11 protein-coding genes are annotated in these 10,473 nt (G+C 67.0%); 1 reads left to right on the top strand and 10 read right to left on the bottom strand.

Annotated features, from left to right (window positions below; genetic code table 11):
- The 9 genes from Q4F04_RS13045 to Q4F04_RS13005 all read right to left on the bottom strand — a co-directional run.
- The coding region (locus Q4F04_RS13045; RefSeq protein ID WP_303370252.1) for an ATP-binding cassette domain-containing protein at positions 1 to 650 on the bottom strand (650 nt) is incomplete at its 3' end.
- Positions 647 to 1,486 (bottom strand): ABC transporter ATP-binding protein, encoded by an 840-nt coding sequence (locus Q4F04_RS13040; RefSeq protein WP_303370251.1) that lies wholly within the window; start codon positions 1,484 to 1,486, stop codon positions 647 to 649. The genes Q4F04_RS13045 and Q4F04_RS13040, both read right to left, overlap by 4 nt.
- A gap of 4 nt (positions 1,487 to 1,490) precedes the next feature.
- Positions 1,491 to 2,393 carry an ABC transporter permease subunit gene (locus Q4F04_RS13035; RefSeq protein WP_303370250.1) on the bottom strand — a complete coding sequence of 301 codons (903 nt, stop codon included), beginning with the start codon at positions 2,391 to 2,393 and terminating at the stop codon, positions 1,491 to 1,493.
- Entirely contained in the window at positions 2,390 to 3,397 is a 1,008-nt protein-coding gene (locus tag Q4F04_RS13030) for an ABC transporter permease subunit (protein WP_303370249.1), read from the bottom strand. The genes Q4F04_RS13035 and Q4F04_RS13030 overlap by 4 nt, the downstream gene beginning before the upstream one ends.
- Positions 3,398 to 3,466: 69 nt before the next feature.
- Entirely contained in the window at positions 3,467 to 5,074 is a 1,608-nt protein-coding gene (locus Q4F04_RS13025; RefSeq protein ID WP_303370248.1) for an ABC transporter substrate-binding protein, read from the bottom strand.
- A 64-nt stretch (positions 5,075 to 5,138) separates the two neighbouring features.
- Entirely contained in the window at positions 5,139 to 6,404 is a 1,266-nt protein-coding gene (locus Q4F04_RS13020; protein ID WP_303370247.1) for a Xaa-Pro peptidase family protein, read from the bottom strand.
- 122 nt (positions 6,405 to 6,526) lie between these two features.
- Entirely contained in the window at positions 6,527 to 7,846 is a 1,320-nt protein-coding gene (locus Q4F04_RS13015) for an ATP-binding protein (protein WP_303370246.1), read from the bottom strand.
- Complete coding sequence (locus Q4F04_RS13010; protein ID WP_303370245.1) at positions 7,843 to 8,505, bottom strand: response regulator transcription factor; 663 nt, start codon at positions 8,503 to 8,505, stop codon at positions 7,843 to 7,845. The genes Q4F04_RS13015 and Q4F04_RS13010 overlap by 4 nt, the downstream gene beginning before the upstream one ends.
- 2 nt (positions 8,506 to 8,507) lie before the next feature.
- The gene (locus tag Q4F04_RS13005; RefSeq protein ID WP_303370244.1) at positions 8,508 to 8,939 is read right to left on the bottom strand and encodes a PepSY domain-containing protein; all 432 of its coding nucleotides are present in this window, start codon (positions 8,937 to 8,939) and stop codon (positions 8,508 to 8,510) included.
- A gap of 135 nt (positions 8,940 to 9,074) precedes the next feature.
- On the opposite strand from Q4F04_RS13005, the gene Q4F04_RS13000 reads away from it, so the two are divergent.
- The gene (locus Q4F04_RS13000) at positions 9,075 to 9,857 is read left to right on the top strand and encodes a hypothetical protein (protein WP_303370243.1); all 783 of its coding nucleotides are present in this window, start codon (positions 9,075 to 9,077) and stop codon (positions 9,855 to 9,857) included.
- A 38-nt stretch (positions 9,858 to 9,895) separates the two neighbouring features.
- Here the strand turns inward: Q4F04_RS13000 and Q4F04_RS12995 are convergent, their stop codons facing one another.
- A complete protein-coding gene (locus Q4F04_RS12995) occupies positions 9,896 to 10,309 on the bottom strand; it encodes a TIGR01244 family sulfur transferase (RefSeq protein ID WP_303370242.1) in 414 nt (137 codons plus the stop codon).
- Between the last annotated feature and the right edge of the window lie 164 nt (positions 10,310 to 10,473).

The raw sequence follows: 10,473 nt of genomic DNA, 5'->3' as shown, positions 1-10,473 counted from the left end.
ACCGACAGGTCGTGGCTGACGAAGACATAGGTCAGCTGGAACTCGTCCTGAAGGTCGGCCAGCAGGTTCAGCACCTGCGCCTGCACCGACAGGTCCAGTGCCGAGACGGGCTCGTCCAGCACCAGCAGCGACGGGTTCAGCATCAAGGCCCGCGCGATGGCGATCCGCTGCCGCTGGCCGCCCGAGAACATGTGCGGATAGCGGTTGAAGTGTTCCGGCCCAAGGCCGACCTTGACCAGCATCGCCTCGGCCCGCTCGCGCCGTTCGGCGGCGGGGACGTTGGTGTTGATGACCAGAGGCTCCATCAGCACGTTGCCGATCTTCTGGCGCGGGTTGAGGCTGCCGTAGGGGTTCTGGAACACCATTTGGACCTTGGACCGCATCGCCGGACCGGGGCGGGCCTTGGAAATGTCCACGCGATTGCCCTCGATCAGCAACTCGCCGCCCGAGGGCGGATCGATCAGGGCGATGATGCGGGCGAGGGTGGACTTGCCAGAACCGGATTCGCCCACGATGGCCAGCGTCTTGCCCTTCTCGACCTTGAAGTCGATGCCCTTCAGCGCCCGCACGGTCTTGGCGCCGCCGAACAGCCCGCCGGGGACGTGATAGTCCTGGACGAGCTTGCGGCCTTCCAGCACCACGGCGCTCATTGCGCGGCCTCGCCCGCAAAGAAGTCGGACACGGTGGGAAGCCGGTCTCCGGTCGCGTTTTCCGGCAGGGCCGACAGCAGCGCCTTGGTATAGGGGCTTTGCGGCGATTCAAAGATCGACAGCACGTCGGCGTCCTCCATCTTCCGGCCCTTGTACTGCACGACGACGCGGTCGGCGGTTTCGGCCACCACGCCCATATCATGGGTGATGAGGATCAGGGCCATGCCGTAATCCTCCTGCAGATCCATCAGCAGGTCGAGTATCTGCTTCTGGATCGTCACGTCCAGCGCGGTCGTCGGCTCGTCCGCGATCAGCAGGCGGGGCTTGGACGCGATGGCGATGGCGATCATCACCCGCTGGCACTGCCCGCCCGAAAGCTGGTGCGGATAGGACTTCAGCTTCTCCTCGGGCGAGGGAATGCCGACAGACCGGAACAGTTCAAGCGCACGAGCGCGGGCCTCGCGGCGGCCAAGGCCGAGGTTCAGGCGCAGCACCTCCTCGATCTGGAAGCCGACGGTGAAGGCCGGGTTCAGCGAGGCGATGGGCTCCTGGAAGATCATGGTGATCTCGCGCCCGATCAGGCGGCGGCGTTCGGCGGCAGGCATCGCCAGCAGGTCGCGGCCGTCATAGGTCATCTCGTCGGCGGTGACGGTGGCGGTATCGGGCAACAGGCCCATCACCGCCAGCATCGAGACCGACTTGCCGGACCCGGATTCGCCCACGATGGCCAGCACCTCGCCCCGGTCCACGCGGATGTCCACGCCATCGACGGCGGTGAAGCTGCCGGTGGCGGTCGCGAAGCGGACGGAAAGGTTGCGGATGTTCAAGATCGCCATGGCGTCAGCTCCGCTTGAGTTTCGGGTCGAGCGCATCGCGAAGCCCGTCGCCCATCAGGTTGATCGCCAGCACCGCGATCAGGATCGCAAGGCCGGGGAAGGTCGCGACCCACCAGGCGCGGGAGATGAACTCGCGCGCCTCGGCCAGCATGGTGCCCCATTCGGGCGCGGGCGGCTGCGCGCCCATGCCGAGGAAGCCCAGGGCGGCTGCGTCCAGAACGGCCGAGGAAAAGGACAGCGTCGCCTGCACGATCAGGGGGGCCACGCAGTTGGGCAGGATCGTCAGGAACATCAGCCGCAGGTTTCCCGCACCCGCGACCCGCGCTGCGCTGACATATTCGCGGCGCTGTTCCGCCATGACCGCCGCTCGCGTCAGCCGTGCGAAATGCGGCTGGTAGACGATGGCGATGGCGATCATCGCGTTGGTCAGACCGGGCCCGAGGACCGCCACCAGCACCAGCGCCAGAAGCAGCGAGGGGAAGGCCAGGATCACGTCCATGACGCGCATGATGAGCGCATCGACCCAGCCGCCGAAGAAGCCCGCGACCAGCCCGATGATGACCCCGCCAACCAGCGCGATGGACACCACCACGATGCCGATGAACAGCGAATACTGCGAGCCCTTGATGAGGCGGGACAGGATGTCCCGGCCTACGGGATCGGTGCCCAGCAGGAAATCGGCGCGGCCGCCCTCCAGCCAGGCAGGAGGCAGCAGCAGCGCGTCACGGTATTGCAGCGTCGGGCTGTGGGGCGCGAGCCAGTCCGCAAAAATCGCCGTCACCACCATCAGCGCAAAGATGGCAAGGCCCACGACCGCGCCCTTGTTGCGGCTGAAGTAGAACCAGAACTCGGCCAGTTGACGCCGGCGGATGGCGGCGTCCGAAAGCTTGACGGAAACATCGCTCATCTGTGGCGGATCCTCGGGTTGATGAGACCATAGGTGAGATCGACCAGCAGGTTCACGACCATCACCACGCCCGCGATCAGCAGCAGGCCGGATTGCACGACCGGGTAGTCACGGCGCGATATGGAATCGATCATCCACTTGCCGATGCCGGGCCAGGAAAAGATCGTCTCGGTCAGGATCGCGCCGGCCAGCAGCACGCCGATCTGCAGCCCGATGGTCGTCACGACCGGGATCAGGGCGTTGCGCAGCGCATGAACGCCGATCACCCGGCGGCGGGGCATCCCCTTGGCGCGGGCGGTGCGGACGTAATCCTCGGACATGACCTCGAGCATGGCGGACCGGGTCTGGCGGGCGATGACGGCCAGCGGGATCGTCGCCAGCACGATCGAGGGCAGGATCAGGTGCTGCACCGCCGAGGCGAAGGCACCGTCCTGGCCCGAGATCAGGCTGTCGATCAGCATGAAGCCGGTGACGTTCGGGAAGAAATACATCAGCGAGATGCGCCCCGAGACGGGCGTCCAGCCGAGATAGCCCGAGAAGAAGATGATGAGCAGCAGGCCCCACCAGAAGATCGGCATCGAAAAGCCGACCAGCGCCGCGGTCATCGAAAACTGGTCAAACCAGCTTCCGCGCTTGATCGCGGCGATGACGCCGATGGGCACGCCCACCACGACGGCCAGGAAGATGGCGACCAGCCCAAGCTCGATCGTTGCGGGGAACAGCGACAGGAACTCGGCCAGGACGGGCTTCTTCGTGACCAGCGAATTGCCGAAATCACCCTGCAGCAGCCGGCCGAGAAAGTCGAAATACTGCATGACCAGCGGCTTGTCGTAACCGAGCTGTGCGCTGAGTTCGGCGTGCCGCTCGGGGCTGACGCCACGCTCTCCCGCCATCAGCAGCACCGGGTCGCCCGCAAGGAAACGCGGGAAACTGAAGGCGATGATGGTGATGCCGATGAAGGTCGGGACGAGGTAGAGCAGTCGTGAGAGGATGAAACGGATCATTCGCCTCTTTCCTGTGGGATGCGCGGGGGAAAGGCCCCGCGCATCCGGTTGGTATCCGGGGGTCCCGGATTATTCCGTGATGTCCACGGTCTCGAAGGTGAAGTCGCCCAGCGGGCTCATGACGAAGCCGGTCACGTTCGACCGCATCGGCACATATTGCGTCGAATGGGCGATGGTGAACCAGGGCGCCTGATCCTTGAAGATCACCTGCGCCTCTTCGTAAAGCCGGGTGCGTTCCGCCTGGTCCGAGGTGACTTTCGCCTGCTGCAGCAGGTTGGAAAACTCCTCGTTGCACCAGAAGGCGCGGTTCGCCCCGCCTTCGCTGGCGGACGAGCAGCTGAGCAGGACGGACAGGAAGTTGTCCGGGTCGCCGTTGTCGCCAGTCCAGCCGAGGATCACCGCGCCAGCGCGGCCCGGGTCCATCGACTTGGACAGGTATTCGCCCCATTCATAGGACACGATGCTGGCCTGCACGCCCGCCTTGGACAGGTCTTCCTGCATCAGTTCGGCCGTGCGGCGCGCGTTCGGCATGTAGGGCCGCTGCACGGGCATCGCCCAGATTTCCATCTGCAGGTTGCTGACGCCTTCCTCGGCCAGAATGGCCTTGGCGCCTTCCGGGTCATAGGGATCGTCCTGGATCGCGTCGTTATAGGACCACATGGTCGGCGGGATCGGGTTCTTCGCCGGCTCGGCCGCGCCCTGGAACACCGCGTCCACGATGGCCTGCTTGTTGATCGACATGTTCAGCGCCTTGCGGACCTTCGGATTGTCGAAGGGCGCAACGGTCGTGTTGTAGGCGAGGTAGCCCACGTTCAGGCCGGCCTGCTCATCCAGCTTGAGGTTCGAATCGGCCCGGATCTGCTCGATATCGGCCGGGGAAGGGAAGGGCATCAGGTGGCATTCGCCTGCCTTCAGCTTCTGCAGGCGCACGGCGGCATCCGGGGTGATGGCGAAGACCAGGTCGTCGATCAGCGGCGCCTCGCCCCAGTAATCGGCGTTCTTCTGGAAGCGGATCACCGCGTCCTTCTGATAGGCCAGGAAGCGGAACGGCCCGGTGCCGATGGGCACGTTGTTCATGTCCTCCTTGGTGCCCGCGGCTTCCAGCGCGTCGGCGTATTCCTTGGACAGGATCGACATGAAGGGCATGGCGAGGTTCGCGAGGAACGGCGCCTCGGGCTGGGACAGCGTGACCTTGACGGTGTAGTCGTCCACCTTCTCGACCGACTGCACCAGATTTGGCATGTCCATCGAGTTGTAATATTCGTAGCTCAGCCCCGGAATATACTGGTTCCACGGGTGGGCGGGGTCGGCCTGACGCTCGAACGAGAAGACCACGTCATCGGCGTTCATGTCGCGGGTGGGGGTGAAGCGGTCATTGGAATGCCACTTGACGCCCTGGCGCAGCTTGAAGGTGTATTCGGTGCCGTCCTCGGACACCTCCCAGCTTTCGGCCAGGCCCGGCTCGACCTCGGTGGTGCCCTTCTTGAACTCGGTCAGGCGGTTGTAGACCGGGTGGGCCGAGGCGTCGAAGGTGCTGCCGGCGGTGTAGGGCGCGGGATCGAACCCCTCGGGCGAGGCTTCCGAGCAGTAGATGAAGGTCTTGGCCATGACCGGAGTCGCGGCGGCCGAAAGGGCCAGCGCCGACGCGGCGATCAGCCCGCGGGAGAGAAGCTTCATTCGAAGGGTCCTTTCACTCACTGTTGAAGTCGTTTTTGTCCGTCTGCAAGGCATGCGACGGATTCTATTCCCGCTCTATAGATGAAGTGGCAGCAGATGTTCCACTGCCGTGTTGCAGAACCGTTGCGTCAGCCCCCTGCGCGTCCGGCCCGAAAGGCAGGTCCATGTCCGCGGCAGGCGGGCAGAACCAGCGCGGGCCGGCCTCGGTCATGTGAACGATGTCCTCAAGCCGGATGCCGCATTCGCCGTAAAGGCAGAGCATCGGCTCGATCGAAAAGCACATCCCGGCGGCCAGCGGCGTGCGGTTGCCCTTCACGATGAAGGGCTCTTCGTGGATGTCCAGCCCCAGGCCGTGCCCTGTCCGGTGGGGCAGGCCGGGCACCGCATAGCCGGGGCCGAACCCTGCCGCCGTCAGCAGGTCGCGGGCAGCCTGATCCACCGCCTCGACCGGGGCGCCGATCCGCGCCGCCGCAAAAGCCGTCGCATGGGCCGCACGCTCGTGTTCCCACAGCGCGCGCTGCCGGGGCGTGGGCCTGCCGAAGACATAGCTGCGGGTGATGTCGGAATGATAGCCGTGCAGGGTCGCGCCCAGATCGACCAGCACCATGTCGCCCCCGGCAAGCTGCTGGGGATGGGGCACCCCATGGGGATAGGCCGTCGCCTCGCCGAACTGCACGGCCGAGAACAGCGGCGCCATGCCCAGCGCCTGATGGGCCGCGTCGATGAAGGCGCAGACCTCGGTGGTGGAAACGCCCGGCCGCAGCCCCTGCCAGACCGCCCGCTGCACCTGCCAGCTTGCGGTCATGGCCGTCTGGATGATGGCGATTTCCGCCGCCGACTTGATCTGCCGCAGCCCCGAGATCATGGGCTTTGCCGGAACGGTGCGTCCCTCCATCGCGGCAGTGATGGGGGCGGCGAACAGCCAAGGGGTCGTCTCGTCCAGAGCCAGCGTCGCGCCCGGCCCGCAGCGGCGCGCGACCTCGGCGGCGATCAGGGCATAGGGGTCCTCGTCCTCCTCCCAGGTCGCGATCTCGCCGGGCTTTCGCAGGATGCTGCGCAGCTTGGGCTCCTCGAAGGTGGGACTGACGTGCAGCGGGTCGCCTTGGGCGAAGATCAGCGCGCCGTGGATGCGCTCGGACCGGCCCAGGGCGTGGCCCAGGAAATAGGCCAGCGAGGTCGAGGCGTCGAGCCAGACCGCCGCCACGCCGTTCCGGCGCATCGCCGCCTGCAGCCCCCCCAGCCGGGCGTCATGTTCCGCGCCGGTGATGGCGGGGGCGGCGACAGGCTGAAAGCGCCCGAGCGCCTGGTCGAAGTCGGTAGGGTCGGACATGTCGCACCTTTCAGCATGGGAACGGCCCCAATGCCCGCGACCTGCACCGAGTCGCAAGGCTGCCGCCCCGGAATCCGCCGGAACAGCCTGTTTTCGGGTTTCCGACGGGGTCTACCTGCCGGTTACCCCGGCAGCACCAGCCCGGCCCTCAGCCCCCCCTGTGTTCCTTGTCCCAATGTCAGCCGACCCCCGTAGAGGGCGGCGAGATCGGCGACGATGGCAAGCCCCAAGCCGGTGCCGGGCGGCCCCATTTCGTCCAGCCGCCCCCCGCGGCTGAGCGCAAGCGCATGGTCGGCGTCCCTTATGCCGGGACCATCGTCCTCGATCCCGATCCTCAGCATCCCTTCGGCCCGGTCAACCGAGACGGTGACGCGGGTGGCGGCGTATTTGATCGCATTCTCAAGAAGGTTGCCCAGCATTTCCTCAAGGTCATGCCGCTCGCCCGCGAAATGCGCCGAAGGCTCGCCCGTCACCTCGATCGACAGCCCGCCCGTCGCCGCCGTCCGGCGCAGGACCAGCAGCAGGTCGTCCATGACCGGCGCGACGGGCGTGCGGTGCCCCAGCAGGCGGGGGGTGCCGGCAGTGCGGGCGCGGCGCAACTGCCAGGTGATCTGGCGATCCATGCGGTCCACCAGCACCCGCCCCGGATGATCGTCCGGCAGGATGTTGGCCAGCGCGGAAAGGGGGGTCCGCAGCGAATGGGCAAGGTTTCCCAGATGCTCGCGCGCCCGCCCGATCACCGAGCGGTTGGCGTCCAGAAGCGCATTGATCTCGACAGCGACGGGCCGCAGTTCGGCGACCGGGGGCAGGGGGACCCTTTCAGCGCGGCCCGCCCGGATGGCGCGGATGTCGCGGCCAAGCGCGTCCAGCGTGCGAAGCCCCCAGCCGACCTGCAGGACGCTGGCCATTGCCAGCCCGGCGCCCAGCACGATCAGCGAGAGCGCCAGCGGCTGGCGGACGCGCGACAGCGCGGCATCGATCTCGGCCTGCGGCACGGTCACCACCACGGCAAGCGGCTGCTCGCCGCCCGGCAGGGTAAAGGGGCGCCGCATCACCCGCAACGCCTCGCCCTCGGGGCCGATGCCGGGGGAACCGGCGTAGCTGCCCGCCGGCGCCGCAAGCCGCAGGTCCAGCAATGACGGCGAGCGGGCGATGCCTGCGCCGTCATCGGCTTCAAGCTGCCAGGCATGGCCCGAAAGCGGCATGGACAGGCGCGGGTCGGTGGGCGGGCGGGCAAGGGCAGGGGTGCCATCCGCGGCGATCTCGACCCCGGCGATGACGGTCTCGGCGATGGCGGCGGCCTCGGCATCGAAGCGTTCGGTCACGAAGCGGTCGAGCACGCCGCCGATGACCCACCAGGCCGCCAGCAATGTCAGGGTCAGCCACAAGGCCGCCGCCGCAAGCAGCCTCGCGCGGATCGAATCGAGCCGCGAGCGGATCATGGCCTTCGCCGCAGGACATAGCCTTCGCCGCGCCGCGTCTCGATCAGCCCGTCGCCGATCTTGCGGCGCAGGCGACCGATCACGACCTCGATCGACTTGAAGTCGCGGTCGCTGTCCGAGTCGTAGAGATGCTCGCTCAGCTCGGTGCGGCTGATCACCCGGTCGGGATGATGCATGAGATAGCCGAGGATGCGCGTCTCGAAGGGGGTCAGCCTCAGCGTCACGCCGTCGCGGGTGATGAGGCCAAGCTGGGTGTCGTAGGCAAGGGGACCCGCCTGCAGGACCACCTGCGCGTGGCCGGCGGCGCGGCGCACCAGCGTCTGTGCACGCAGTACGACCTCGTCCAGGCGGAAGGGCTTGACGGCGTAGTCGTCGGCGCCGGCGCGAAAGCCTGCCACCTTGTCGGACCAGTCGCCGCGCGCCGTCAGGATCAGCACCGGCATGGTCACGCCCTGGGCGCGCCATCGGGTCAGCACCTCGATCCCCGACATGCCCGGCAGGCCGAGATCCAGCACGGCCACGTCATAGGCATCGGTCGCCCCCGCGAACTCGGCCTTTCCGCCGTCGTGGAAGACCTCGGCGACAAAGCCTCCGTCGCTCATGGCGGCCGCGAGCTGGGCGGCAAGCGTGGGGTCGTCTTCGGCAATCAGGCAGCGCATGGTCAGTCGTTCCTCGGGGTTCGCCGCGCATCGGTGATGCCTTCGCCGCGCAGTTCCAGGAACTGCCCGGTCAGGGCGTCCATGCGGATGTCCAGCACGTCCCGGTCATCGGTCAGGATGCGGATGCGGTAAATCAGCGGGTGCCTGCCCGCATCGGCGCGCGGGGCGGGCATCAGGGCGATGTCCAGCACCTTGCCGTCAAAGCGGCGCATGACAAGCCGGACGGCCTTGTGCATGGGCATGACCTCGTCGACCCGGCCGCGGAAAAGCTGGTCGCCCCACGGGCTGTCCCACGGGCCGGGTTCCTGCGGCCGGGGCATCGCCACCATGCCGGCCGGGGGCCGGGGCAGGTGGTGGCGGTCCTGCCGGTCGCGGGTGACCGCCAGCAGGGCCAGTCCGACCAGAACGGTGGCGATGAGCAAGCTGAGGCGCATTCCCCGTCCTGCAGGAAGAAAGTCAAACAAAGTCCAAACGGGCCATTGGCCTTCGGTTCGGGCAGCACCGACTAGAGATGATTCGGTCGCGGGCGATTTGAGCCCGTCGATGAACGCGAACAAAAGGATTTTCTTATGATTCACCTCCTTCGCAACTCAGCGGTCGCGCTGGCAGCCATCTCGTCCCTTGCCGCGCCTCTGGCCGCGCAGACAACGGCCACGCCGCCTGCAGCACCGGCAGAAGCCGCGCCCGCGGCAACGCTGCCGCCATCCCTGACCGATCTGGGCATCACCGACGCCCGCATCCTCGAAGGCCGCCGCGGCGGGCAGCGTGTCGAGGGGACGCTGCCGGGTGGCGCTGCGTTCCGGGCCATGCTGGACGACCAGGGCCAGCTTCGCATGCTGGGCACCCGGGACGACGCGGCGCTGCCCGCCGACATCCTGACCCGGCTTGTGCCCGAGGCCGTGCGGTCGAACACCGTTTTCGCGGAATTCGCTCGTGTTGAAGGTGTCGGGCGGGGCAATGACGCCATCATGATTTCCGGCGCCGACGCGCAGGGAGAAAGCATCCGCGCAGGCTTTTCGACCGACGGCACACTGCAGCGATTTGGCCGCGGCGACATGGATCGGCCGCGGATGGATCGCGGCGGCGACCGGGACAAGCACCATGGCAAGCACGAGGGCCGGGGCGAGCGGTCACGGGACGATGACCGCCGGGGTCGCGGTGACGGCGGTACCGGGCAGCCTCTGGATGACGCCGCGATTCAGGGCGTGCTGCGGGACGGCGGCTACACCCAGCCGGGGACCATCAGCCGCGACGATGGCCGTGTCGAGGTCGAGGCCGTCAACCCCGAGGGAGAGACGGTCACGGTCACGATCAATCCCCGTGGCGTGGTCGTGCGCGAGCTTGCGCGCTGATCCTGTGACACCGGGCGGCCGCGCGACAGGCGCGGCCCTCAGCCGCGCAGCAGGGGCGCCAGATGGGAAAGATCGTAGCCCGCCTGCCGTGCGGCCTCGATGATCTCGCCGGCCGGCTTCTTTCCCGCTTGTCCCAGCGCCCATGCCGTGATCGAGCGTGTCCCCGAGCGACAGTAAGCCAGCACCGGCCCCGGCGCATTGTCGAGGATTTTGCCGAACGTCTCGATCTGCTCGGGACTAAGCTGGCCCGGCACGATCGGCAGGTAGTGATATTCGAGTCCGGCCCGGGCTGCTTGGCCGGCCATCGCTTCGCTGCGATGAGAGGGATCGACCTCTGCATCGGGGCGGTTGGCAATCACCGTCGTGAATCCAGCCTGTGCAAGCGCCGCAATATCTTCGGGGTCAATCTGCGGGGTGACCGCGAAACGATCGGTGACTTGGCGGGGAGGCATGAGGATTCCTTGCGTGACGGCAGGCTGGCATGGTGTCGCGGTGCGTGAAAGTGTCAAGGGAAGGTATCGCCATGGAGAGACATTTTACATAATACGGATTATAAGTAAAAACTGCTACCGGCGTTTATCAGCCAAGTCCATCAAGGTCTTTGCTGCATACTTCA

Origin of the sequence: Paracoccus sp. (in: a-proteobacteria) (genome assembly GCF_030536915.1) — a bacterium.
Taxonomy (GTDB): Bacteria; Pseudomonadota; Alphaproteobacteria; order Rhodobacterales; family Rhodobacteraceae; genus Paracoccus.
The sequence above is the reverse complement of the archived record's forward strand: the minus strand, read 5'-3'. Positions and strand labels throughout refer to the sequence as shown.